Origin of the sequence: Methylobacterium sp. E-066 (assembly GCF_022829635.1) — a bacterium.
Classification (GTDB): Bacteria; Pseudomonadota; Alphaproteobacteria; order Rhizobiales; family Beijerinckiaceae; genus Methylobacterium.
The window spans coordinates 1-23,752 of sequence record NZ_JAKSYO010000142.1 but is presented as its reverse complement, the minus strand read 5'-3'; the positions used below and the strand labels follow the sequence as shown (position 1 = coordinate 23,752).

General features: G+C 69.9%; 29 protein-coding genes. 5 read left to right on the top strand and 24 right to left on the bottom strand.

The window, feature by feature from the left end; genetic code table 11:
* Positions 1-7: 7 nt before the first annotated feature.
* On the top strand, positions 8-1,582 hold the full coding sequence (locus tag MKL20_RS20200; protein ID WP_244038176.1) for a PepSY-associated TM helix domain-containing protein: 1,575 nt from the start codon (positions 8-10) through the stop codon (positions 1,580-1,582).
* Between the two features lie 51 nt (positions 1,583-1,633).
* Here the strand turns inward: MKL20_RS20200 and MKL20_RS20195 are convergent, their stop codons facing one another.
* Positions 1,634-2,143, bottom strand: a complete 510-nt coding sequence (locus tag MKL20_RS20195) for a DUF3016 domain-containing protein (protein WP_244038175.1) — start codon at positions 2,141-2,143, stop codon at positions 1,634-1,636.
* A 269-nt stretch (positions 2,144-2,412) separates the two neighbouring features.
* On the opposite strand from MKL20_RS20195, the gene MKL20_RS33030 reads away from it, so the two are divergent.
* A complete protein-coding gene (locus tag MKL20_RS33030) occupies positions 2,413-2,541 on the top strand; it encodes a hypothetical protein (RefSeq protein ID WP_279594885.1) in 129 nt (42 codons plus the stop codon).
* A 12-nt stretch (positions 2,542-2,553) separates the two neighbouring features.
* Here MKL20_RS33030 and MKL20_RS20190 read toward each other — a convergent pair whose 3' ends face one another.
* From MKL20_RS20190 to MKL20_RS20160, 7 genes are all read right to left on the bottom strand, one after another.
* The gene (locus MKL20_RS20190) at positions 2,554-2,832 is read right to left on the bottom strand and encodes an adenylosuccinate synthase (protein ID WP_244038174.1); all 279 of its coding nucleotides are present in this window, start codon (positions 2,830-2,832) and stop codon (positions 2,554-2,556) included.
* 32 nt (positions 2,833-2,864) lie between these two features.
* On the bottom strand, positions 2,865-3,110 hold the full coding sequence (locus MKL20_RS20185; RefSeq protein ID WP_243969784.1) for a DUF6894 family protein: 246 nt from the start codon (positions 3,108-3,110) through the stop codon (positions 2,865-2,867).
* A gap of 351 nt (positions 3,111-3,461) precedes the next feature.
* On the bottom strand, positions 3,462-3,914 hold the full coding sequence (locus MKL20_RS20180) for a MucR family transcriptional regulator (protein WP_244038173.1): 453 nt from the start codon (positions 3,912-3,914) through the stop codon (positions 3,462-3,464).
* 323 nt (positions 3,915-4,237) lie between these two features.
* A complete protein-coding gene (locus MKL20_RS20175; protein WP_244038172.1) occupies positions 4,238-4,891 on the bottom strand; it encodes a hypothetical protein in 654 nt (217 codons plus the stop codon).
* Between the two features lie 42 nt (positions 4,892-4,933).
* Positions 4,934-5,317: a hypothetical protein gene (locus MKL20_RS20170; protein WP_243969777.1), complete on the bottom strand. Its 384-nt coding sequence runs from the start codon at positions 5,315-5,317 to the stop codon at positions 4,934-4,936.
* 272 nt (positions 5,318-5,589) lie between these two features.
* Positions 5,590-5,814: a hypothetical protein gene (locus MKL20_RS20165; protein ID WP_244038171.1), complete on the bottom strand. Its 225-nt coding sequence runs from the start codon at positions 5,812-5,814 to the stop codon at positions 5,590-5,592.
* 93 nt (positions 5,815-5,907) lie between these two features.
* The gene (locus MKL20_RS20160; protein WP_244038170.1) at positions 5,908-6,516 is read right to left on the bottom strand and encodes a PAS domain-containing protein; all 609 of its coding nucleotides are present in this window, start codon (positions 6,514-6,516) and stop codon (positions 5,908-5,910) included.
* Positions 6,517-6,706: 190 nt separating this feature from the next.
* On the opposite strand from MKL20_RS20160, the gene MKL20_RS20155 reads away from it, so the two are divergent.
* A complete protein-coding gene (locus MKL20_RS20155) occupies positions 6,707-6,964 on the top strand; it encodes a hypothetical protein (RefSeq protein ID WP_244038169.1) in 258 nt (85 codons plus the stop codon).
* Between the two features lie 18 nt (positions 6,965-6,982).
* Here the strand turns inward: MKL20_RS20155 and MKL20_RS20150 are convergent, their stop codons facing one another.
* From MKL20_RS20150 to MKL20_RS20080, 15 genes are all read right to left on the bottom strand, one after another.
* Positions 6,983-7,495: a YagU family protein gene (locus tag MKL20_RS20150; protein ID WP_244038168.1), complete on the bottom strand. Its 513-nt coding sequence runs from the start codon at positions 7,493-7,495 to the stop codon at positions 6,983-6,985.
* Positions 7,496-7,864: 369 nt separating this feature from the next.
* A complete protein-coding gene (locus tag MKL20_RS20145; RefSeq protein WP_244038167.1) occupies positions 7,865-8,566 on the bottom strand; it encodes a response regulator transcription factor in 702 nt (233 codons plus the stop codon).
* A 24-nt stretch (positions 8,567-8,590) separates the two neighbouring features.
* On the bottom strand, positions 8,591-9,112 hold the full coding sequence (locus tag MKL20_RS20140) for an MxaH protein (RefSeq protein ID WP_244038166.1): 522 nt from the start codon (positions 9,110-9,112) through the stop codon (positions 8,591-8,593).
* Positions 9,109-10,071, bottom strand: a complete 963-nt coding sequence (locus tag MKL20_RS20135; RefSeq protein WP_244038165.1) for a YncE family protein — start codon at positions 10,069-10,071, stop codon at positions 9,109-9,111. The genes MKL20_RS20140 and MKL20_RS20135 overlap by 4 nt, the downstream gene beginning before the upstream one ends.
* A complete protein-coding gene (locus tag MKL20_RS20130; RefSeq protein WP_244038164.1) occupies positions 10,068-10,616 on the bottom strand; it encodes an SRPBCC family protein in 549 nt (182 codons plus the stop codon). The genes MKL20_RS20135 and MKL20_RS20130 overlap by 4 nt, the downstream gene beginning before the upstream one ends.
* Positions 10,617-10,618: 2 nt before the next feature.
* The gene (locus tag MKL20_RS20125; protein WP_244038163.1) at positions 10,619-11,650 is read right to left on the bottom strand and encodes a VWA domain-containing protein; all 1,032 of its coding nucleotides are present in this window, start codon (positions 11,648-11,650) and stop codon (positions 10,619-10,621) included.
* A complete protein-coding gene (locus MKL20_RS20120; RefSeq protein ID WP_244038162.1) occupies positions 11,647-12,225 on the bottom strand; it encodes an MxaK protein in 579 nt (192 codons plus the stop codon). Before MKL20_RS20120 ends, MKL20_RS20125 begins: the two co-directional genes overlap by 4 nt.
* Positions 12,226-12,663: 438 nt before the next feature.
* The gene (locus MKL20_RS20115) at positions 12,664-13,713 is read right to left on the bottom strand and encodes a vWA domain-containing protein (protein ID WP_244038161.1); all 1,050 of its coding nucleotides are present in this window, start codon (positions 13,711-13,713) and stop codon (positions 12,664-12,666) included.
* 3 nt (positions 13,714-13,716) lie between these two features.
* Positions 13,717-14,604, bottom strand: coding sequence for a nonribosomal peptide synthetase MxaA (locus MKL20_RS20110; RefSeq protein WP_244038160.1), 888 nt, complete (start codon positions 14,602-14,604; stop codon positions 13,717-13,719).
* Between the two features lie 148 nt (positions 14,605-14,752).
* Positions 14,753-15,610, bottom strand: a complete 858-nt coding sequence (locus MKL20_RS20105; protein WP_244038159.1) for a DUF58 domain-containing protein — start codon at positions 15,608-15,610, stop codon at positions 14,753-14,755.
* Positions 15,607-16,638 carry an AAA family ATPase gene (locus MKL20_RS20100; protein WP_244038158.1) on the bottom strand — a complete coding sequence of 344 codons (1,032 nt, stop codon included), beginning with the start codon at positions 16,636-16,638 and terminating at the stop codon, positions 15,607-15,609. Before MKL20_RS20100 ends, MKL20_RS20105 begins: the two co-directional genes overlap by 4 nt.
* A 272-nt stretch (positions 16,639-16,910) precedes the next feature.
* Positions 16,911-17,207, bottom strand: a complete 297-nt coding sequence (locus tag MKL20_RS20095) for a methanol dehydrogenase [cytochrome c] subunit (protein WP_243969750.1) — start codon at positions 17,205-17,207, stop codon at positions 16,911-16,913.
* Positions 17,208-17,293: 86 nt separating this feature from the next.
* Positions 17,294-17,887, bottom strand: a complete 594-nt coding sequence (gene moxG / locus MKL20_RS20090; RefSeq protein ID WP_409568175.1) for a cytochrome c(L), periplasmic — start codon at positions 17,885-17,887, stop codon at positions 17,294-17,296.
* Positions 17,888-17,949: 62 nt separating this feature from the next.
* Positions 17,950-18,855 carry a methanol oxidation system protein MoxJ gene (moxJ, locus tag MKL20_RS20085; RefSeq protein ID WP_244038157.1) on the bottom strand — a complete coding sequence of 302 codons (906 nt, stop codon included), beginning with the start codon at positions 18,853-18,855 and terminating at the stop codon, positions 17,950-17,952.
* 122 nt (positions 18,856-18,977) lie between these two features.
* Complete coding sequence (locus tag MKL20_RS20080; RefSeq protein WP_244038156.1) at positions 18,978-20,861, bottom strand: methanol/ethanol family PQQ-dependent dehydrogenase; 1,884 nt, start codon at positions 20,859-20,861, stop codon at positions 18,978-18,980.
* A 382-nt stretch (positions 20,862-21,243) separates the two neighbouring features.
* Here MKL20_RS20080 and MKL20_RS20075 point away from each other — a divergent pair, with 382 nt between their 5' ends.
* The gene (locus tag MKL20_RS20075) at positions 21,244-22,104 is read left to right on the top strand and encodes a trypsin-like peptidase domain-containing protein (RefSeq protein WP_244038155.1); all 861 of its coding nucleotides are present in this window, start codon (positions 21,244-21,246) and stop codon (positions 22,102-22,104) included.
* A gap of 20 nt (positions 22,105-22,124) precedes the next feature.
* On the opposite strand, the gene MKL20_RS20070 is transcribed toward MKL20_RS20075, so the two are convergent.
* The gene (locus MKL20_RS20070) at positions 22,125-22,673 is read right to left on the bottom strand and encodes a GAF domain-containing protein (protein WP_244038154.1); all 549 of its coding nucleotides are present in this window, start codon (positions 22,671-22,673) and stop codon (positions 22,125-22,127) included.
* Between the two features lie 378 nt (positions 22,674-23,051).
* Between MKL20_RS20070 and MKL20_RS20065 the strand changes: the two genes are divergently transcribed.
* A partial coding sequence (locus MKL20_RS20065) for an outer membrane protein (RefSeq protein WP_244038153.1) occupies positions 23,052-23,752 on the top strand: 701 nt, incomplete at its 3' end.

The window sequence follows — 23,752 nt, the reverse complement described above, 5'->3', positions numbered from 1 at the left end:
CTCACCGATGCGCACCAGCTTCCGGCAGTCGATGGCGTGGCTGCACGCCTGGTCCGGCCTGATCGTCGGCTGGGTGCTGTTCGCGGTCTTCGTCACCGGGACTGCGAGCTATTATCGGCCGGAGATCTCGCGCTGGATGCGGCCCGAGCTCCAGGCTGGGACCGTGCTCGGCCCCGACGCGACGGCCGCGGCCGTGGAGCGCGGCGTCGCCTACCTGCAGGCGCAGGCGGGCGGGGCGCGGTCGTGGTTCATCACGCCGCCGCGCCCGGACATACCCCTGGTCGAACTGTTCTGGCGGACCGGGCCGGGCCAGCCGCCCAACCGCGTGTTCCTCGATCCGGCGACCGGGGCGCCGGCCGCCCTGCGCGACACCCGCGGCGGCGATTTCCTCTATCGCTTCCACTTCGAGCTGAACATGGCGCCCCTCTGGGGCCGCTGGGTCGTCGGCATCTGCGCGATGATCATGCTGATGGCGCTGATCTCGGGGATCATCACCCATCGGCGGATCTTCGCCGACTTCTTCACCTTCCGGCGGGACAAGTCCGCCCAGCGCGGCTGGCTCGACGCCCACAACGTCACGGGCGTGCTCGCCCTGCCGTTCCACCTGATGATCACCTATACGGGGCTGGTCACCCTGTCATTCCTGTACATGCCCTGGGGCATGAACGCGGCCTATCGGGGCGACACGCAGCGTTTCTTCGCCGAGGCCGGCCAGATCACTGCGCCGCGCCCGTCGGCGGGCCGGCCGGGCGCGCTGGCCCCCGTCGGCCCGATGGTGTTGCGCGCCCTGGAGACGATCCACGAGCCCCTGGAGCGGATCTCGATCGTCAACCCGAAGGATGCGAACGCCACCGTGGTGGTGGTGTTCGAGGAGCCGCACGGGCTCTCGCACGAGCATCCGCAGGTCGCCTTCGACGGCACCACCGGCGCCGTCGTGGAGGTCCGGGCGGGCGCGTTGAAGCCGGCGGCCAAAACCTTCACCACGATGGTCGGCCTGCACGAGGCGCATTTCGCCGGGCCGGCCCTGCGAATCCTGTTCTTCCTGTGCGGGCTCGCCGGCAGCGCCATGGTGGCGACGGGCCTGTTGCTGTGGTCGGTGGCGCGCCTGCCCAAGAAGGTCGGGACCGCCCCGCATCCGGGGGTGCGGCTCGTCCAGGGCCTCAACATCGCGACGATCGCCGGGCTGCCGGCGGCCATCGCGGGCTATTTCCTCGCCAACCGGATCCTGCCGGTGGGGCTGCCCGATCGGGCGCTCTGGGAGATCCGCGGGTTCTTCGCCGTCTGGGTGCTGATCGCCGCGGTCGGCCTGCTGCGTCCGCAGCGCCGGGCCTGGCCCGAGGTGCTGGGTGCGGCCGCCGCCCTCTACACGGCGGCCGCTGTCGCCGATGGCTGGCGGATGCAGCGGGCCTTCGGCGTCGGAGACCCGGTCGATCCGGTGTTCGTCGGGGTCGATCTCGTCCTGCTTGGCCTCGCGGCCCTCCTGCTGTTCGCCGCCGGCAAGGCTGCCCGCTACGACGGCACCCGGCCTTCGCGCGCTCGCGGCGCCCCCCGGGGGGCCTTGAGCGGCACGGCCGCCGAGTGATCGCTGCGGGCGGGCTTCAGAGATTGCCCGGTGATCGCCGGAGCGCTCACCTCAACCGCGTTCGGCCCCCGCGGGAAAGCGGCGCGCGAACCAGTCGCGCAGGAGCTGGCGCTCGTAATACAGGCCGCCGGTGGAGAAGCGCGGGTTGGACGTCAGCAGGAAGTTGATGTCCGTCACCGTGTCCTCGCCCTGCGCGACGATGCGGCCGCCCCGGCGCAGAACGTAGGCGAGGCGGAGGCGCGGCGGGGTGGCGTCGGTCACGACCCGGACGCCCGTCGGCGAGGCGAAGCCCGACCGGTCGAACCCGGCGAGGTCGATGTCGAGCACCGTGATGTCGAGGCGCTCGTCCGGGCGCAGCCGGGTCGCGCCGAGATCGACGAGAATCCGCGTCAGCTCGGCCAAGGTCACCCGGAGCGGCTGCCCCGAGGCAAAGCGGTTCTCCGCGTCGGTGAAGCGCTCCGGCGCGGCGTAGCGGACCTGGACCTCCGCGATGGCCGGTCCGGCCGCCAGCAGCATCCCGGCCAGGACGAGGCCGACTGTGCCTGCACTGCGCTTGCTCATGTCGAACTCACCGTCTCGCCCGTCGTGACCCGCGGTTGCGGCCCTGTGTCGCCGGGTCGGTCCCCGGATCGCAGGGACCGGGTCGGACGAACCGTGCGCAACAGGGAAAACCCCTTGCACGGCCTTCCGTTTCCGCGATCCGGGCGACGCGCGGTCGGGCGCGCGCGAATTCAGCCAACGGTGGAAGCGTCCATAGTCTCGCCGCGTTCCGGGCGCCACCTGTCGCCATCAGCCCGCGAGGGCGGCCCTCTCATGGGAGCGCGCACCGCTTGATCAACTCTTTCCTGGCGATCCTCACCGTCATCGCAGTCCTGGCCCTCACGGCGCTGTTCAAGCTGCCGCTCCTGCCGTTCCGTCTGGCCGGCCGTCTGCTGCGGGGCCGTCCGGCGGTCGCCTGACCGCCCCCCGGATCATCCCGCCGCGTCGATGACGAATTCCATGCCGCGGCCCGGCCCCTGATCGGCGTAGTCGATCAACGCCAGGCCGCGCTCGGCGAGGGTCTCCTCGACGATCCCGCGCTCCTTGCGCACCATCTGGCCGATCGCCAGGGGCGTCAGGCGCGGGCTCACCCGCCGCAGCTGATCGACCCCGATGCGCGCCGGCGTGCCGTCCCCCTCGGCGATCCGGGCGAGCGCGAGGCCCAGATCCTTCGCCTTGGTCTCCGCGGCGGATTTCGGCTTGAACGCCATTTTGTTGTCTCCTTATCCAAAGCCGGTGCGTCTCACGCGGCCTGCACATCCACGTTCACGTCGACGAAGGCCCGGATCCAGACCCGCCGCCCCTTCGCGTCGTAGACCTCGACCTGCCAGCCCGACCAGTCGAACCGCTCGACCCGCTCCATGAGCCCGAGGGCGACCCGCTCGGCATGGACGCGCGTCTGTGCCAAGGTCGGCAGGCGCCGGCCCGTGAGGTCGATCACCAGCTCGTGCCCGTCCGTGCAGTGGAAGCGGTAGAGCTTCGTCGGCATCGGCCGTTCCTCGATCAATCGACAGCCCTCCGGTTCCGTTCAAGGCCGCGGCATCGAGACAGACCGCCGCCCGTCCGCACTCTGATGTTCCTGATATGTTCTATACATAGGGGCATTGGGATGCACCCACAACCGCACGAACGCTCTGTGGAGATCCGTCTCACCCAGCGGGTGCGCTCGGCGCGATGGCGGAGCGGATCGGCCTGACGATCGCGTTTGATGCGGATCGTCCTCGTCTTGGCCGGCAAATCTTTGCCCTGACCGTCGAGACGGTCAGGTTTCAGGCGGATCGAACCCGTCGACGGACGCGATGACGGCGGCTCAGGGCCTGCCCCGTCGGGGACGGCTCCCTCAGGCGACCTTGCCCTTGCGCTTGGCCATGGAGCCGGGCTGGCCCAGACCGATCGCCTTGGCGAGGGCGGAGCGCTGCTCGGCGTAGCTCGGGGCGACCATGGGATAATCGGATGGCAGGCCGTAGCGCTCGCGGTAGCTTTGCGGGCTCAGGCCGTTGGCGGCCAGATGCCGCTTGAGCGTCTTGTAGGTCTTGCCGTCGATGAAGCTGACGATCCCGTCCTGCTGGACCGACTTGCGGATCTGGGCCGGGCTCGGCTTGTCGACGGGCGCGGCCGCGCCGCTCTCAGCCGGCGCCGTGCCGGAGGCCAGGCTGGCGATCGCGCCGTAGACCCGGGCGATCAGTGCCGGCAGCTCTGTAGCCGGGACAGGATTGTTCGCGACGTAGGCGGCGACAAGATCAACCGCCAACTCGGTGAAGTTGGAAGATTTCCCATAGGATGCCTCGTTCATATTGAGCCCTTCTGATCGTGCAACGCTCCCCTTGTTGTTTCGGGCCGACTTGGGATTCAACACACCAAATGCGGCTTTCAACGTTATTTTGTTCATAGGATGCGCTTCGGGGCAGGCCGCGTCACAGGAATGTCGACGCATCGGCTCGAAAAATGGTTGCCGGCTTTCGGAGGGGACGACGCGCCCTCAAAATCGTCGCGGCCCTCGGCATCCCCAAATGAAAAGCGGCCGGGACACAGGTCCCGGCCGCTGACGTGGAGATGGAAACGTTTCGACACGTTGCGGATCGATCCGGCTGACGCCGCCTCGGCCGCTTCGGGCGATCAGAGGCTGGTGGTGCCCGGGTAGGACCGCACCCGGTTCCGGCCGTCGATCGGACCCGCACCAGCGGTCCCGGCCGTCGCAGCCGGAGCCTCCCAGCCGTCGGCCCGCCAGGCGCTGGCCTTCTGGTCGAGATCGACCGAGCCGTGCTGCTCCAGAACGTCCATCACCATCGGCACCATCGTGGTGCGCGCCTCGTCGACCCGGACGGTGACCAGCGTCCCGCCCCGGCGCACGCCTTCGCCATAGGCATGGGCGTCCTTTTCGCTGACGCCGGCGCCGGTGAGCGCACCGCCCAAGCCACCCGCGGCGGCACCGATCCCAGCGCCCGTCAGGGTGGCGACGAGCCAGCCCGCGGCCACCACCGGCCCGACCCCCGGGATCGCGATCAGGCCGAGACCGGCCAACAGGCCGGCCGCGCCGCCGACCACGGTGCCGAGCGTGGCTCCGGTGCCGGTCCCGTCCTTGGCCTTCTCCTTGGTGTCCTCGCTGACATGGGTGCCGTCCGTGCCGGTGCGGCCGGCATGGCGGTCACCCTCGTTGTTGCTGACGAGGCTGATGTCGCTGTGCGGGATGCCGCCGGCCTCGAGCTTGCCGACAGCCGTGCTGGCATCCTCGTAGCGATCGTAGAGGGCCGTAATGGTTTGCTGAGCCATGTGAAGTCTCCTTCGTGCAGGTCGGGGGTCGCGGTCAGCGGATCACTGGGCCGAGACGTTGCCCTTGAAATCGAGGCCGACTTTGACCGGCTTGCCGCCATGCATGGCGGTGCCGCGCCAGATGCCGTCACCGTCCTTCATGAGATCCTTGGCGTCCGCGTAGCCGGACTTCTCGAGCCGCGCGCGTGCCTCACCCTCGGTGAAGCTGTTGGCGCCCTTCTCGAGCTGGACGTTGGCATGGGCGGCGGTGCCGGTGCCGTTGGGCGTCATCTTGTCGGTGTTCGGCCGGGTGACGCTCTCCTGCCCGCCGGATTGCTGGCTCGTCTTAGCGTCGGGAGCCGCCGGCGTGCCGGTCACGGTGGTCTGCGCGAAGGCGCTCGACCCGAACAGCGTGGCGACAACAAGGGCGGCAAGAGTGGTACGCATGGTGGGCTCCGTCGATCATTCCGGACCCCATCAATCCCTCCGCTCCGTGATACGTTCCATTCAATTGGTATTTACGGATCACGTCTCACGGTTTTAGACATAGGTTACATTTGGTTCCAAAAAATAATTTTCTGAATATCTTCGGAATAAACTTGGGGGCCGAAAAACATCGTTGGAGAACACCCGCAACCCGGAGGCGAATCCCGGGCCGCGTCTCGAAGCGGCCGCCCTCCGCGGTTCGCCGGCGAAGGGCGGCAGCCGGATGAGACGCGTCAGCCGGCGCCGTGGCCGCCCTTGCGGTTGTCCGGCCGGGGGGTGGGCGGTCGCGTGTCGTAGCCGCCGCTCTCCGGGGCCGTCTCGCCCGACGCTTCGGGGTGGCCCGGTGCGTGCGGGCCGCTGCCGCCTGCGGCGGTGTCGGGCGTCTTCACCGCGCCCGCCGGCCGTGCCGGCGGCACCGTTCCGAGGGCTTCGCGCGCCGCGTCGACATCCTGTCCCATAGGGTCCTCCCGTGTGCTTCGTGGAGAGCCAAGGCGACAGGGGCGCGGCATGTTCCCGGCGCTCGGGCGCGAGCAGGCCGGGATCGGGGCGGTTCAGCCCACGCCGCCGGTTCGGGCGATCGCGCGGCCGAGGCTCATCAGCAGCACATCCGTGGCAACCCGGACCTCGGGCGGCGTCTCGGCGTCGAGCGTCCGCTTCAGCGCGATGGCCAGGTCCGCAGCCCGCTCCAGGGGATCGACCGGCGCCGACAGGTTGCCAAAGACGTAGCGCTCGCTGCCCTGATGCATCTCGGTGATGTCGATGATGATGCCGCGGGAGCGGACCGGACGCCCGTTCGGATCCTGGAACGTACGTCCACGGCTGAGCAACCAACGCACTGTGCCGTCCTGCGCGACGACCCGATACTCCGCGATCACCAGGCCGCTGGTCTTCGAGGCTTGCTGGATATGTTCGAGCAGCCAGGCATGGTCGGCGGGATGCACGGCGGCCATGGCGGTGGTGCCGTCGAGTTCGGTGTCCGCCAGCGCGGGATCGCCGGCCAGCAGCAGCGCCGCACCGGCATCGTACACAACCGTGTGGCGGACGATGTCCCAGTCCCAGACGCCGACCACGCATGACGCTTCCAGCGCGGCGCGGAGCCGGTCGAGCGGTTCACCGAAGCCGTCGATCGCGTTGACCGGCGTCTTCGAGCGCTGTCCCATCGTGTTGATCCCGCTTGGCCGCGTCAGGACGATTTGGTGCGGGAGCGTACCATTTCATCCGAGAACCTGTCTGAAATTTCATGATCGGAGCGGGATGCATTTGCGTCGCAGGGGGGTTGGATTGTCAGGCCCCGCCACTTCGCCCGCACAACCGATCTGAAGATCGATCTCACGCCGCGTTGAACCGATCATGTGTGACGATTCCAAACCGTCGGGCCCGGAGACCCGCACCGCATCGTTCGGAAGCCCGCTGGGCGAGATCGCACGGGCGCTGGGCGTGCCGGTTTCCAGCTTCTTCGCATCGGGCGCGGAAACGCGGGACGGGCACAGCCCTGACGCCGCCGCCCTCCTCGACCTCGTGCGATCCTATCTCCTGCGCGCCAGCCCCGAGGCCCGCACGCGCTTCGTTGCCCGCGTACGGGCGATGGCGGAGACTCCGCCCCGGTAGAGCGCGCGGCGCCGCCGGCTACACGTGTCGCGCACTCAGGCGCGGGCCCATCATGTCGCGCCGCACGATCTCGATCGACCAGGCCCAGAGCAGGTGGCCGAACACTTCGGAGAACGCCTCGTGGCCGGAGATCTGCCACAGAGGCGGAGCCCATCCGCCGAGCGGCAGCAGGAGGCCGTGGAAGAAGAGGGTGATGACCAGCCCGAAGGCCAGGCCCTGCCACAGGGTCACGAGCGGGACCGTGACGGCGGCCAGGCAATAGAACAGGCCGAAGAAGATCGAGAACCCCTGGTGCATCAGCGCGACGCCGTAATTGATGACGTGCCCGGTGAACGTATAAGTCATGTCCTCGACGTTCAGGCCGAGCCATTTGAGGATGGCGAAGGGCGGGGAGATACGCCCGGCCTCCCGGGGCGGGAACGGGATCTCGGAGCCCCATTTGACGAAGCTCGACAGATTTCCGCCCAGGAAGCCTGCAGCCAGGGCGGTCTTGTAATCGTAACTCGGCACGACGGTCGCGTTGACGCGCATGGAAGCCCCCGCCTCGATGGATTGGGATGTCTTGTTGTCCGATCGGCATCTTGCCGGACGGCTCACGCGGCCTTGCCTGCCGCCTATGAGACCGTGCCCGGATCAAGATGATTCGCCGTCGGCGGGCCCTGCTAACAAGAGAATCTTTCCGGCTCCAACACGTCAGGCATCAATTTTTCTGATTTTTTTAGCCTTATGCCCTCGGATAAATGACGATCTTTATTCGTAAATACTCGCGATCGTCTTCATCATCATCGATTCACTTCGCCGACTGGCACACAACATCGCGCGGCCGCGACTTCGGCCGGACTTACTCTCGCATCGCGATGTCTGGTGTCTCGGCCGGCATGCGTGGCCCGGCCGTGCCCGTCAGGAGACGGTCCCGGCCTGGGCCGCAGCGATCTGCATGAGCTCCGCCATGCTGCCGACGCCGAGCTTGCATCGCAGCGCGGCGGTGGCGTTCACGACGCTGCGGTAGTTGAGCGTGAGGATCTCGGCGATCTCGTCGTAGGGTTTGCCCTTCCCGATCAGCACCAGGATCTGCATCTCCCGGCTGCTCAGGTTCGCCAGCGGCCGGTCGCGCGCGCCGGCATTCAGCATCGCGATCTCGATGGCGATGTCGTGGGGCAGGTAGGAGCGGCCGTTGGTCACCGCCTCCAGCGCCTCCAGGAAGGCGGCGGCGGGCGTATCCTTGAGCACGAAGCCCAGGGCCCCGCATTCCAGGACGCGGGCGACGATGACCGGATCCCGGTGCATGCTCAGCGCGAGGATGCGCGCGCCCGGCTCCAGCGCGCGGATCCGGCGGATCAGCGACAGGCCGGACAGGCCGTCGTCCCGGAAGCTCAGGTCGGTCACCACCACGGAAGGCCGGTGGCGGTGGAACGTGCGGTAGGCGCCGACGATGTCGCGGGCCTCGTGGACGCGGGCGATCCCGGCCTCCTCGGCGAGCAGCCGGAAGCCTTGGAGGACGATCGGGTGGTCGTCGACGATCAGCAGGTCGCGCGGCCGGGCGGACCGCCGGGACGCGGGCTCGGCCAAGCCTGACGCGACACAGCGCGGCGCGGCGCTCATAGTGGGGCCCTCATCGTGGGGCACTCATGGCGACTCCCCCGTGCCGAGGCCGGGCGCGAACCTTTCGGCGAGCAGCGCCAGGGCGGCGGCGTGGTCGACGCCCCGGGCGCGGGTGTTGAAATAATGCTGGCACATCTCCCCGTAGAGGCTCTTGTGGCGGCCGCGCCGGGCCGCGACCGCGCTGAACCCGGTGAGCAGCAGCGCGTATCGCTCGGTCTTGCCGATCTCGGCCAGCATCTGCCCGAGCTGGGCCGTGCGGTTGGCGATCATGCGCGGATCCTCGATGAAGCCGGCCTTGGCCTCCGTGAGCGCCTCCTGTAGCGCCCGGACGGGTTCGGCGCCGGTCGGCAGCGGGTAGCCGACCTCCCGGCCGGCGAGCCAGCGGGCCGGGTCGGTCCCGTCGGTGGGCGACAGCCAGGCCGGCAGTTCGCTCTCCGAGGTCCGCGCCACCACGGCCTGGCCCTCCTCCGAGCCAGGTTCGTGGGGCCGGTCGCAGGCGGCGAGCATGAGGCCGGCGGCCATCAGGCTGGCGAGCGCCCGCCTCACCGGCCGGTCTCCCCGAGGGCCGGCTGATCCGCCACCAGGGTCCGCGGCCCCTCGGCCACCGGGATCCGGCCCATCTCCTTCAGCGTCGCGAGGTCGATGATGGAGACGTCGTCGGAGAACCAGTTGGCCACATAGGCGCGGTCGCCGAGGATCGCCACGCCCTCGGGATAGCGGCCGACCGGGACCGTGGCGGTGACGGTGAGCGTATCGGCGTCGGCGATCGAGACGGTACCGGCATGCTGGTTGGTGACGACCACGCAGCGCCCGTCCGGGCTAATGGCGACCCCGTAGGGGCTCGCCCCAACCGGTACGGTCGCGATGGGCTTGAGCGCGCCCGCGTCGATGACGGTGAGGTCGTTGCTGCGCACGTTGGCGACGTAGACCCGGTCGCGGACCGGATCGTAGGCCAGGGCGAAGGGACCTTCGCCGACCGGGATACCGGCGATCCGCACCATCCGGGCGGTGTCGACCACGCCGACGCTCCGGCCCTCGCGCTCGGCCACGTAGAGCCGGCCGTTGGCGCCGAGGGCCAGCCCGGCCGGGTCGCGCCCGACCGCCACCTCGGCCTCGACCGCGCCGGTCTCGACCGAGAGGCGCAGCACGCGGTTGCCGGACCAGTCGCCGACATAGAGGAAACGCCCGTCCGGGTCGGCCGCGAGCCCGAAGGGCTGGCCGGGGACGGGCCAGTGCCGCGTCGTCCCGTCAGCGGCGATCGCCGTGACCGCGCGGCCATCCGGATGGCTGAGATAGAGCCGTCCACCGGGACCGGCCGCCACCACGGCCGGGGACGGTGCCACCGCCAGCGCGGCGCCAACCTCTGCGACTCGCGCGCCCTCCGGCCGCTCGATCCGGGTGGCGCGGGCGCCCTGCTGGCTCGCGACCCAGACGGAACCCGCCACCGCCGGCCCGGCGGCGAGCGCGAGGCCGACGATCCAGGCGAGATGCCGCGAAAACCTCATCGCTGCGGCCCGCCCTCCAGCTTCGCCTTCAGGCCCTTGAGGCCCTCGGAGAAGTAGCGGTTCATCGCCTCCTTGCCGGCTTCGTCGTTCAGGTTCTCGGGGGGCTCGTTGCCGGTATCGCCCCGGTAGAAGCGGCCCATCCACTCGACCTTCGCCCCCTCGCCCTCCGGCGTCACCGTGAGGGTCGCCGAGTAGGACGAGACCGGCAAGGCGTCGAGATCGGGGTCGGACAGGCGGTAGGAATAGGTCCGCTCCGCCCCCTTCCACTCGTCGAGGCCCTCGATCAGGGTGCCGCCGCGCTTCAGCGTGACCTTGCGGACGGCGCCCGCGCCGTCGCCCCCAACGCCTTCGCCACCCTTGGCCTCGACCTTGGCCACGTCCGGATGCCAGGCGCCGATGCCGCCGAACGGACCGACCACCTTCCAGACCGCGTCCGGCGTCGCCCGGATGGTGATGGTCTGATCGATCTTTTGGGGCGTCGGCCCGTGGGCCAGAGCGGTGCCGGCGGCGAGCAGGGCAGCGAGGGTGGCGAGGACGCGACGCATGATCAGGCTTTCCGGAAACGCAAACGGTAGGTGAAGGGGAACGGGGTGATGCGGCGGCCGAGGCCGCGCAAAGGCGCCGCCAGCAGGACGCCGAGCACGAGGGCGAGCGCCAGGGCGCCGAGGACAGGGCGCAGGTCGATCCGACCCGGAAGCGGGCGCGGGGTCGCGGCCGCGATCAGGGGCCGGTCGAGCCCGTCCGGCCCGTCGAGATGGGCGTAGGCGAGGCCCGTGCCGGCGGCGAGCTGCTTCAAGTGGCCTTCGCGCACCGACGAGAGATGCTCGCTGCCCTGTGCGGCGGCGGCACCGAACGGGGCGTTGCGCGGGTTGTAGCCGGCGCGGGATTCGGCATCGGCCGGCGGCGGCCCGAACCGGTTCTCCTGCTGCACGTCGGTCTCGGCGTAGAAACCGCTCTCGCGGCCGCGATCGTCGAATTTCGGGATCGGCGACAGGCCGTAGGCGCCGGCGCCGACGATCAGGCCCCGGACCGCCCCCGGCTTGCCCTCGAAGGGTGGCACTTGCCCGGCGGGGAGCGGCGGCGTCTCCTGGCCGTCGGTGACGAACAGCAGGTCCGTGCCGAGCCCGGCCGCCATCTCCACGGCCCGGTACAGGCCGGCGCTGATCCGGCTGTCGCCCTCCCAGGCCATCCGCCAGTCGAGCGCCGCCAGGGCGCCATCGAGCGGCGCGAACTCGGCGCAGACCTCCACGGGCTCGAACAGCAGGAACGGCTTCCGCTCGGTGAACAGCGCCAGCGCGACCCGCGAGCCGCAGGGCAGGTCCGCCACCAGCCGGCGCAGGGCCGCCTTGGCGGTCTCCAGCCGGCTCGCGGGCCGGCCCTCGGCCGCGTAGTCGCGCACGTTCATCGAGCCGGTGATGTCCACCACCGCCAGCACCGCGACGCCCGTGCGGGTGACCGGCAAGACCGGCACCACCAGGGCGGCGATGACCAGCACCAGGGCAAGAGCCAGAGCCTGGAAGCGGCGCCCGCGCAGGTTGCACGCGAGCGGCAGGCTTTTCAAAACCGTTTGCCGGCTCATGGTCCGCCCCTCGGCTGCCCGGGGATGTCGGTCCAGATCTGCTTCGGCTCGGCGCGCATCTCGTCGCCGCTGGCGCGGTCGAACTCCGGAAAATCGCGGATCAGCCGCGAGGCCACGTCGAGGTTGAACTTCGCGTCCCAGAAATCCGGCCGGTCGCGCAGCGCACGGCGGTAATCCTGGCGGGCCAAGGTCACCTGCGGGCCGGCCTTGTCGAGGGCGCCGCGGGTCAGGAGCCCGAAGGCCTCGCGCATCCTGGCGTTGGCGATCCGGTAGCGCGCGCGGGACGCGGCGTCGGCGGCACCGGCCCGGTCGAGGGCGGCGACCAGGAGCTCGGTCTCCTCCAGGCGCCCGTGCCCGGCGAGGTAGCCGATCCGCGCCACCAGGACAGGCGCCGGCGCCCCGGTCCTGACATCGAGATCTGTGCCGGCTTCGAGCGCCGCGATGCTCCGGTTGGCCGCATCCACCCGCCAGGCGGACACGCCGAAGCCTAAGGCCGCGAGGCCGAGCAGCACCGGCAGGGCGAGGAGGAGCCGCGGCCGAAGCCGGCCCCAGAGGCGGCGACCGGACTCACGCATGGCTGGACAGGGCACGGATGCCCTCTCGCGTGCAGGCTACGGTGTTCACGCGCCGGCTTGCGCCGGCCGCGACGTGCCCCCTCTCCCGTGCGGGAGAGGGTTGGGGTGAGGGACCAGGATTCTCCGGAAAAGTCGCATCCCTCACCCTGTCCCTCTCCCGCACGGGAGAGGGGACCCGCGCCTCTCCAGGATACGTGCGTACTCTCCTCCCCCTTGCGGGGAGGAGTTGGAGGTGGGGATGGTTCAGAAGGCACCGCTGGGCCCCATCCGGCCCCCCCCCCACCCCTGGCCCCTCCCCGCAAGGGGGAGGGGAAAAGCTCGTTTTTTCAGCCCCTTGGCCTCGAAGCCACCGGTGCGAGGCGGCGCAGCGCGCCTCGGATGAAATGGCATCCGCCCCCCGTAGGCTGCGGCGCAATCTCTCCCGGATACCGGATCGGGTCATGCCGCCCTCCGGATATCCGGCTCCGTCGCCTGCTCTGGTACGGTGGAACCCGCGACCCGGGCCGCCAAAAAATCCGCCTCGGCGAGGGCCGCCAGGACCAGCAAGAAAAGCCCGAGCCCGGCGAGCGCGTAGGCGAAGCCGGTCAGGTCGCGGCGGGGGCGCGGCTCGGTATAGGGGATCGGGTTGCGCTCCAGGGCGGCGATCTGCGCGATGGCGTCGGCGACCGCGGGGGCGCCCTCGGCCTCGAAGGCCCGGTAGGGCACGCCGAGACTCTGGAAGAACAGGTCGAGATGCCGCTCGGGGGCGGCCTGAGGCGTGTCCTCCCCGGCTGGCCGGTCATGGATCGAGGGCGAGCCCTTGGTGCGCAGGAACAGCCAGTACAGGTTCGGGTGCAGCTTGGCGAAGGCGGCGCGCAGGGCATCCTGCACCCGCGGGTCGATCACCGCAGCGCCATCGGAGATGAACAGCAGGACCCGGGAGCCGCTGCTCTCCGGCGCGAATTGCGACAGCGCCATCGCGAGGCCACGGGCGACGTTGGTGTAGTCGAGGCCCGGCCGGTCGATCGCCGCGATGGCGGCGCGCACGGCCGCGTGCCGGTCGGTCATGGGCATGACCAGCATCGGCGCGGTCGAGAAGGCGGTGACCGCGAACAGGTCGTGCGCCCGGGCGCCGACGAAATCCGCCAGCAGGCGCCGGGACGCGGCGGCCTTCGATTCCTCCGCGCCCGAGGGCTGCCGGCCCGCAAACGTCTCGTTCATGCTGCCGGACCGGTCGATCAGCATGGAGATCTGGGCGCCGATGCCGATCTGGGTCACCGGCGCGCCGGCGCCGTAGGGACCGGCGAGCGCCACCACCAAGCCACTGACGGCGAGCACGCCCGCCCCCCGCAGCAGCCGGGCGATCCAGCGCGAGGCCGCATCGGCCGGCGCCGCGGCGAGCGCCGGGACCGAGGCCCGTCGGCGCCCGGAGGCGAACAGCGGCAGCAGCGCGAGCGGCAGCAGCCACAGCCAGATGGGTGACGCGACCCCGAGCGACCCGACCGTCATCGCTCAGGCCTCCCGCTCGGCGACGGCGAGCCGGCGCAGGTCGGCCTCGACCTCGGGCCAGGGCAGGCTCGCCCGGGCGGCCTCGACCTCGCGGCCGAAGAAGGCCCAGCGCGAAGCCTCGAAGAACCGGGCCAGGGCCGGGCCCTCTCGGCGGAAGGCCGGATGCCGGTCGAGGAAGGCCGGGAGGTCGTCGGCCAGCACCCGGCGGCCGTCGGTCTCGTCGAGGCCGCGATGGATCAGGCGCAGGGCCTCGCGATAGCCGTCCGCGCCCTCGCGGCCCAACCGGCGCAATGCGCGGGCGGCCTTGGCGAAGGGGCGCCCGGGCCGCGCGAACCAGCCGCGATCGGTGCCGAGGGCGGCGAGCGCCAGCACGGCCGCCCCGAGGGCGACGAGGGCGGCCCGCAGGTTCGGCAGCGGGTCGAGCCGGGGGACGCGCCCGTCCGGCCGCAGGTACTCGGCCGGATCGTCGTGCTTCTCGGGCTGGACCTCCCGCAGGGGCGAGACGCCCAGCGACCAGCCGGGAATTTCGGCCCTGGCCGAGGTCGTGCCCCCCGCCGCCGCGCTCTCCAGCGACACGGCAAAGCCCGGGATCGCGACCTGGCGGGCATCGAGCGCTGCGTAGAAGCTCTGGTAGGTGAGATGCAGCCGGACCCGGCCGGGGCTCTCCTCGACGGTGATGTCGCGCAGGTCCAGCCAGTAGGTCAGCGGCCCCGGTGCCGGCAGGGAAGCGCGCTGCAGCGTGAAGCCGGGATCGACCGCGATATCGGCCTGGGCCCGCACCAGGTCACCCAGAAAATACCCGAAGGCACGGGGCACCCGCACCTCGACGGAGCGCACCTGCGCCATGGCGCCGCCGGCCTGAAGCAGCAGTGCGCAGCAGGCCGCAATCATGGGAGTCCGAAGGGCGAAGCCCTTCGGCGGGGTGTCGGGGCGGAGCCCTGATGCCTTGGGCTGCGCCTGATCGCAGGGCTCTACCCTGCACCCGCAAAAGGTCGAAGACCTTTTGAAACCAGGACTTTTGGTGAGTACCCAGGCCATCTCAGGTGGCCAGCAGGTGGCGGGTGAGCGCTTGCGCGTCGAAGCGGTCGACCAAGTGGAACGGCGCCCGGGCCGAGGACGCGGCGGCGAGGCTGCGCAGGGCCTCGCGCCGGGCTTGCTCGCGGGCGATCCAGCGCCGCTTCAGAGCCGGGCGCAGGAACACGAGGCGGCGGCCGGCGCCTTCGAGGTCGTCGAGCTCGGCGAGGCCCCAATCTGGCAGGCCGGCATCCTCGGCGCTGTCGGCGAGCAGCACCGGGACCGTGTCGTGCAACGCCAGCGCCGCGAAGACCTGCGCGATCAGGGCCTGCGGCCAGCGGAAATCGGAGATGAGGAAGACCAGCCGCGGCCGGCCGAACAGCAGGCGCGCGGCCTCCAGCAATCCCTCGGCGCCGGTCGCGTCGCAGCGCGCCGCCGCGATCCGCTCGGCCATGGCGACGGCCGGCCCGCGGCGGCGGGTGGCCGGCAGGTAGAGGTCGGCGCGAATCGTGCGGTCGCAGCCGATCACCCCGAACCCGTCGCCGATCCGGGTCGCCGAGGCGGCGAGCCCGGCGCAGAGGTCGCCGGCGAGACGTAGGCGGTCGCCGGCACCGCGGAAGCGCATCGAGGCGGAGAGGTCGATCAGCACCCAGACCTCGATGGCGTTGCGCATCTCGAAGCGCCGGACATGCACGCCCTCGAACGGGTCGCGCAGGCTCGCGCGCAGGTCGATCCGGCGGGCATCCGGCAGGGTCAGGAACGGAACCTGGTCCCGGAAGGTGCCCAGTCCGCCGGCCTCCTGGCCGCGATGCGCCCCGAAGCGACGCCCCCGCGGGCGCCAGCGCGGCAGGTAGACGATGTCGGCCGAGGGCGCCCGCGTCATGGGGCCGGCACCGTCTCGAACACCGCCCGGCACAGATCCGGGACGATCTCGGCACGGCGCATCTCGTGGACCGGCTCCAGGAAGATGCGGTGCGCCATCACCTCGGGGAAGACCGCGCGGACATCCTCCGGAACCAGCCAGTCCCGCCCCTCCAGCCAGGCCCGCACCCGGGCGGCCCGGACCAGGAAGGCGAGGCCGCGCGGCGAGGCGCCGCCCTGGACCAGGGTCGCCATGTCGATCCCCGGGAGCCGGATCCCGGCCTCCGCCGGGCGCACTAGGGCATCCCAGAGCCCGACCACATAGGTCTCGATCTCCGGGGAGGCCTGGATCGCCACCTGGATCGAGGCCGCGATGGCGCCGAGGCGGGCCTGGTCGAGCACGCCCTCGGCCACCTCCGCGATCAGCCGGTCGGTGTCGTGGAAGCGCGGATCGAACACCAGCGCGCGCCTTGCCTCCGGATCGCGCGGCGCGTCCATCCCGATCTCCATCAGGAAGCGGTCCCGGGCGGCGGCGGGCAGCTCGAAGGTCTCCTCGCGCTCGACCCGGTTGCGGTCGGCGAAGACCTGGAGGTTGGGAAACCGGTACTCCCGGGCGAAGGCCGTGACGCTGCGCTCGGCCATGATCCGCAGGAGCAGGGCATGGACCTGCGGCCGCGCCCGGTTGATCTCGTTGAAGAAGAACACCGCCAGATCCTCGGCCTGGCGCAGGACCGGCCCCGGCTCGACCCGGGGGCGGCCGTCCTCGGCGAGATAGGTGTGATAGATCAGGTCGGTCGGCATCATGTCGACCGTGCCCTCGACGCGCTCGTAGGCGCCCCCCAGGGCTCGGGCCACCGCGCGCAGCAGCGTGGTCTTGCCGACGCCGACATCGCCTTCGAGCATGACGTGGCCGCGGGCGAAGATCGCCGTGGTGACGAGGCGGATGACCCGCGCCTGGCCGACCACCGCCTTGGCGACCTCCGCCTCGAAGCGGGCGGCCGAGGCCCGCCAATCGGTGAGCTTGGCGTCGCCGGGGTGGAGCGTGTTCATCGCGCTGGTTCCGGGACAAGGCGGCCGGCCTCAGGGAGAGACCGGACCGAGGGGCGCGACCGGCTCGGCGACGCGCGGCGACATCGAAGACCGGAAGCCCGTCGACTTCCGGCTTCCTATCCTCGACCTCATTCCTGAGGTGCTTCCGCGAAGCGGAAGCCTCGAAGGAGCCCTCCAGAAGCCGTTGCGATCTCTGGAGCCCTCCTTCGAGGCCCAGCGATCTTCGATCGCCGGGCCCCTCAGGATGAGGGATGGATTTGGATCTTCGCGACTCAGTTCGCCGAGATCTTGCTGACGTCGTACTCGAACTTGCCGGTCTTCTTGGCGTTCTCGATGCGCTTGCGGTTGCGCTCTTCCATCAGCCTGATGGATTCCGCCTGCTTGCCGACCTCCTTGGGGTCGTGCTTCGGGTCGTACTTCGACCCCGCGACCTTGTCGGGGAAGCCGGGCTTGGGCTCCCAGCAATTGCCCGGGGCCTTGCAGGTCTGCCCGTCATAGGCCAGGGCCGGCAGGGCGCAGAGCGCCCCCGCGGCCATCATCGCGGCGGTGATCAGGATTCTGTTGCGCATCGTCGACTCCTTGCGTTCGCTCCCAGGGCGGCCCGACGGGCCGGTCTTTGGCGCCGGCTCGGCCGGGCGCTGCTCCGCGCGGACGCTCACTCCAGCGGCTTGCACTGGCCGGGCACGTCCTTGGCGAAGGTCTCGCCTTCCTTGAAAGGCGTGTAGTGTTTCTTCTGCTCGTCGGTCAGCCAGGCGGCATCCTGGACCGGGCCGGTATAGAGATGCCGGATCCAGGCGATGACTTGCAGCGCCTCATCCGGGTTCAGATCTTCGTTGTGCGGGCCCATCATGCCGTTGGCCCCGCCCCAGATCGTCGCGAACAGCCCGGTATCTTCGGTGTTGGCCGGATAGGTCCAGTAATTGTCGTTGAGGCCGGGCCCGACCTTGCCCTCGGCGAGATGGCCGTGACAGCCGGAGCAGGAGGTCAGGTACAGGCTCTCGCCGTTGCGCAGGCACGCCTTGTCGTCGATGTAGAGGTTCTTGCCGGTCTGGAAGAAGGTCTGGACCGCCTGGGTGTCGCGCCCGCCGGGCTTGCCCTCGGCGAGGTCCAGCGGCTCACCGGTGATGGTGTTGCGGAAGATCAGGCCGGTCTGCGGCCCCGATTGCGGCTGGGCCATCACGGCGGCCGCACAGAGCGCCGAGGCGGCGCCGGCCAGAAGCATCAACCGGATACGCGTGGTCTTCGTCATCTTACATTCGCTTCACGGGGACTGGATCGCGCGGCGCTCGCTCGCCGGCCGCGCGGCGCGGGTCAGTTGGTTGCTACCGGGACGCCGTCCTGCTTCAGGATCGCGTCGATCTGCGGCTTGGCCTTGGCGATGGCGGCGTCGAGGGCGTCGCGGAGCGCCGTGTCGTCCCGGCGCACGCCCATGGACTGGTCGAAGCTCTGCGGCATCGTGCGGCCGTCGCTGCTCACCGTGTCGTTCGGAACGAGGGTCATGCGCAGGGGCACGGGCGAGTCCTTGACGTAGCGGGCCACGTCGGGCCCGAAGGCGACGCCGACCTCCGCCTTGTCGTTGGCGACCTCGCTGACGATCCGGGCCGGATCGATCTGCGTGTACTGGTTGCGCGGCGCCCGGAAGCCGACCAGCGAGTAGAGGTAGGCCATGTCCTCCTCGTAGCGGCCGATATCCTTGAGCATCGCCTCGCCCGGGGAGCCGAGCGGCACGACCATGTGGTCGACGGTCTTGAGGCGCGGGTCCGACCACGACGTCACGTCGAGGTCCTTGTCGGCGCGGGTGATGAAGACGTAGCCGCTGCGATAGTAGGGCTTGGTGGTCAGCACCCGCGGGTCGTCGCTGTCGAGGCCGACGACCACGTCGCAGGTCCGCTTCTCCAGCCCGTCGCGCACGAGGTAGATCGCCGGCTTGGCGAGCCAGACGAAGACCGGCTTCTTGCCCATCGCCTCGGCGACCGCGGCGGCGACCCGGTTCTCCAGCCCGGAGCCGTCCCGCATGGACAGCGGCGGCTGCTTCTCGGAGGCGCAGATCCGCAAGGTGGACGGGTCAGGTTTGGGCGCGGCTGCCGCCTTGCCTGGCTCGGCCTGGATGGCCTGCGCCTCCGATTCCTGAGCCCAGGCCTTTGGGGCCGGGATCGCGAGGACGAGCAGGGCCGCAGCGCAGGTCGCCGCGCGAAGGAGTCCGCCGAGGAGCGGCATGGTTTCGTTCCCTCAATGATTCTTGTCGGGAGGCGACCCGTGCGCGGGGTCTGCCGAGCCGGGACTCCGCCGCCCGGACGGGGCGGCGGAGCGGGCGCTAGGAAGCGCGGATCAGGCGCGGATCACTTGGCCGCAGCTTGCGCGTACTCGCCGACATTCGGGTCGTCGTACGGGCCCTTGCCGTCCAGCGAGAACACGACCACGCCGCCGCCCATCTGGGTGTAGTTGGCGAGCTTCTTGAAGGCGCCGACCGCGCCGAGGCCGGCGGTCGGATCCTGCAGGTCGAACACCAGGCCCACGCCCGGCCAGCCGCCGACGCCGTAGTAGATCGCGACGTACTGGGTGCCCTTGTGGGTGTAGGTGATCGGGTAGCCGATCGCCCCGGACGGCAGCTTGAACTTCCAGAGAAGGTCGCCGTTGTCCGAGTCGCGCGCCTTGATGAAGCCGTCGAGCGTTCCGTACAGGACGATGTTGCCGGCGGTGGCGGTGGTGCCGCCCCAGACGGCGAAGCGCTCCATCTTCTCCCAGTTGAACTTGCCGGTGATGGCGTTGTAGCTCTTGATCTGGCCGAGACCCTCGTAGTTCTGCCGGTCACCCTTCGGGCCTGGATACATGTTCAGCGTCGCGCCGACGAAGAACTGACCCGCCCGGTAGGGCAGCATGAACGGCTCCCAATCCATGCAGATGTGGTTGATGCCCATGTAGAACGCTTGGCGCTTCGGATCGTAGGAATCGTGCCCCTGGTTGTGGTAGCCCATCGCCGAGGGACAGATGTCCTTGGCGAGGTGATCCATCCGTGTGCCGTATTCCGGGTCGCGCACCGGCGTGCCGGACTTCAGATCCACCGACTTGAACACGTTGACCGTGTCGTCGATCTTGTTGGCCGAGACCAGCGAGCCGTCCGTGCGGTCGAGGGTGTAGACGATGCCGTTGCGATCCGGGTGGGTGAGGAGCTTCCTCAGCTTCCCGTCCTTGTCCTTCTGCTCGGACAGCATCATCACGTTGACGCCGGCATAGTCCCACTCGTCGTGGGGCGTCTTCTGGTAGCCGAACTTGGCCTCACCGGTATCGGCGTCGCGGCCGAAGATCGTCATCGTCCACTTGTTGTCGCCGGGACGCATGGTCTCGTTCCACGGCGCCGGGTTGCCGGTGCCGAAATAGATCAGGTTTGTGCCCGGGTCGTAGGCGTACCAGCCCCAGTTGGTGCCGCCGCCGATCTTCCAGGCGTCGCCCTCCCAGGTCGAGGTGCCCAGGCCCTTCTGGCCGTAATGGGCGTTCTTGATGTTGAAGTCCTTGCCGAGCAGCAGATCCTCGTCCGGGCCGGTGGCGTAGGCGCGCCAGATCTGGGCGCCGGTCTTCACGTCGTAGGCGGTGAGGTAGCCGCGCACGCCGAGCTCGGCGCCCGAGGAGCCGATGATCACCTTGTCCTTCACCACGTAGGGGGCGATGGTCAGCGTCGAGCCGACCTTGATGTCGGAATTCTCGACCTTCCAGACGGTCTCGCCGGTTTGCGCGTTCAGCGCCGCGACGTTGCCGTCGAGCAGGGTCTTGAGGATCAGCGCCGGGGTCTTGCCGTCGCCCGGCCAGTAGGCCAGCCCGCGGTTGACGAGATCGCAGCAGGCGACCGAACGGGCGGCCGGGTTCTGCTTGGGCTTGTCCTGCCACAGGATCCTGCCCGGATCGTCGAGGTCGAGGGCGAAGGTGTTGTTCGGGAACGAGGTGTGGACGTACATCTTGCCGTCGACGACCAGGGGCGCGCCCTCGTGGCCGTTGAGCAGGCCGGTCGAGAAGGTCCAGGCCGGCTTCAGCTGCTTGATGTTGGTCTTGTTGATCTGCGTCAGGTCGCTGTAATTGTCCGAGTCGTAATTCTTACCGGGCATCACCCAGTTGTCGCCGCTCTTCGACTGCTCGATGAGCTTGTCGTTGGCAGAAGCCGCGCCCGCAAGGCCGACCGGCGCAAGGGCCAGGATCGCCAGGACCGAGACTGAACCCGCTAGCCTTCTCATGATGCATCTCCTCGCCAGGCCGCCTTGCCCTTCGGCTGCGCGGCTATTGATTGTTGCAGTGCAAGATCGATCGCAGCCGATCGCTTCGATAGTCAGCTGTATTTGCGACTTAGAGACATTCGACCTTTATGATCTGCTTATTAAGCTCTTGGCACCTTTCAGTTTTATGCGCCAATGCCCGACGATGTCTTCAGGCAAGCTGACATTTGTTATCGGGATGATTTGGCAATGCCGTCCGGGCGATCCGTAATACGCTCGGTCGCCTTGACCGCCCCCCGGGGCCTGCCCACAACTGTGTTCCCGGCCGGGTCCGTTCTCGGCCTCCAGTCTTCGGGGCTGATGGATGGGCTCGATACGGTCCAGAGCGCGCTTCGCCACCGAAATGCCTGCCGCCCCCACGGGAGCCGGCCGCTCGGCGCCGGGCCGGAGCCGGATCCGGCTGCTCGCGACATTGCTGGTGCTCGCCGGCGCGGCCCAGGCGGGGGATCGGTCAGGGGTCCGAGCCGACACGACGGGCCGGCTCGCGGCGCTCTACCCGCATGACGGGCGCCGCGACCTGACCGGGGCCGATTTCGACCGCTTCCGCGGCGCCGGCATCCTGTGGTGCCGCAATCCGGACGGGGTCCCGCAGAAGGCGGCCGCGGCGTGGCTGATCGCCGATCCCTCGACCGTGGTGCTGAACGCGCACAATTTCCGCGATCGCCGCCTCGCGGTCACGCGCCCGGTGACCGATTGCTACTTCCAGATCGGCGGCCGCAACTACGATTTCGACCCCGGCAGCCTGGTGCTCGGAACCGCGCCGGGCGCCGACAGCCTGCACATCACCGACGACTGGGCGATCCTGCGCCTCGACCGGCCGGCCGACGCCGTCCCGCAGCCCCTGCCGGAGCCGCCGGACCTGCCGGTCGGGGACATCGCCCTGCCGGTGACCATGGTGTCGCCGGCCGGCCACGGCAACTATCGCGGCCCCAGCAGCCTCGAGCGCTGCGCCATCCGCCGGATCGACCCGCCCAGCGAGGATGCGATCCGCCGCGCGCGCCACGATTGCAACGACGGCTATGGCGGCTCGGGCTCAGGCCTGTTCGACGAGGCCGGCCGGCTCATCGCCCTGCAGAGCGCGTCCCTGGCGATGAATTCGCGCAGCCCCTTCGACAGCGAGTTCCATTACGGATCCGCCCTGCTCCTCGAAGGCGGCCTCCTCTCGGCCCTCCGTGGCCGGGCCGAAGCGGGCGGACGCGAATGAAGTCCGCGCCGGGCCGAACCCTATCCCGGCTGCCCGGTGGCGTGATCGGACGATGGGACCGCACCGGAGCGCTCCGCCGACGTGGACCCGCACAGATCCGCCAGCGCGGTCGCGGCCTGATGGGCCAGGGTCTCCAGCCGGTAAACCGTCGCGTCGTCCGGGATCACCGACGCGCACCAATAGGCGCCGAGCGCGGCGATCGGCTCGGGCGACCCGATCGGCACCATCACGAGGCTGCGTATCGATTTGGTGCGGTAGGCCTCGATCGGCACCCGATGGTCGAACGCGATATCCGGGACCACGGCGGTCTCGTCGTTGAGCATCACCCAGCCGGAGATGCAGGCGGTGAGCGGGAACCGCCGGCCCCGCCACAGCGGCTCGATCGCGTCCTCGGCGGCATAGAAACAGGACTCGCCCTCCCGCAGGACCACGGCGATCCCGTCCGAGCCGACGATGTCCCGCGCCGTCTCGCTTAAGATGGATACGATGTCCGCGAGGGAACGGGCGACGGCCAGCCGGTCGGTCGCCCGCACCAGCCCCTCGTCGGGCGGGAAATGGGCCTCTGACATGGGTTGAGGGTAAGGGAGACGGCCCGAGTCGTCCACGCCGCATTCTACGAGGGCCCGTCCGACGCGCTGCCTCACGGCGCAATCTACAAGCGAGAGCGAAACCGGCGGCAGCGCTCTCGTGCCGGGCCGCGAATGTTACACGCAGGTTAACGTTCCGAAGGCGCCGGTATTGCCGAACCATATTTTTATCGGCCGGCAGTTTTGGTCGAATAATGCATGGCGCTCAGTCATCGCAGGCTCGCGATGTGTTCCAGCGCACCTTTTCGGCCACCGCTCGGGAGCCTTCGCGGGCGCTGTTGCAGCGTTGCACTATCGCGTCGGGCCGTCCTGACCTCCTGTCCCCGGGCACATCCCGATCAACGGGAGATTGAGGACCAGATGATCAAGAAGCTTCTTCTCGCGAGCGCCGCCACGGCCCTCCTGACCGGCGCCGCCTCGGCCGCCGACCTGCCGCGCCGCGCCGCCCCGCCGCCGGTGTTCACCCCCGTCCCGGTGTTCACCTGGACCGGCGCCTACTTCGGTATCAACGCCGGCTACGCCTTCGACGCCAGCAGCCGCTCCAACAACGCGACCTTCGTCGTGCCGGGCGGTGTCGGCCTGACCAACGGCCCGGCCGCCGTCGCCACCTTCCGCAACCGCAGCCAGGACGGCTTCTCCGGCGGCGCCCAGGTCGGCTACAACTATCAGTTCACCCCGGGCTCCGGCGTGGTCGTCGGCATCGAGGCCGACGCCCAGTACCTCGACTTCGGCCGCGACCGGAACAACGCCTTCGTCAGCGGCGGCACGATCGCGCCCGGCCTGATCGTCAACGACCCGCGCGGCCTGGCCAGCCTCGACTACTTCGGCACCGTGCGCGGCCGCCTCGGCTACGCCTTCGACCGCACCCTCGTGTACGGCACCGGCGGCTTCGCCTACGGCTCGGGCAGCGCCGACCGCTCGTTTGGCGGCTACGCCGGCAACGACAGCTTCCGCACCGGCTACGCCGTCGGCGGCGGCATCGAGTACGCCCTGCCCACCGACTCGTTCCTGAACTTCTTCCGCTCCTCGGCCGTCACGCTCAAGGTCGAAGGCCTGTACGT